We start from the raw sequence: 234 nt of genomic DNA, 5'->3' as shown, positions 1-234 counted from the left end.
CGCGTCCACTGACAGCCGTCGGAACACCGACGACCGGCCGGAACACCGACACCCGCACCGAACGGAGAACACCACGATGGCGAACCGCAACCACGACCGCGCCGCGGACGAACCCGTCAGCGAGTCCACGTCCGAGCAGCGACGTGAGGACGCGGCCGCCTGGTCGCCGGCGGCCCGGTACGCGTCCGAGCTCTTCGGCACGTTCCTGCTCGTGCTCGGCGGCGTCGGCACCGC

The sequence above is a fragment of the Curtobacterium sp. MCBA15_016 genome, from assembly GCF_001865105.1.
GTDB lineage: Bacteria > Actinomycetota > Actinomycetes > Actinomycetales > Microbacteriaceae > Curtobacterium.
Note: the sequence above shows the minus strand (reverse complement) of the source record.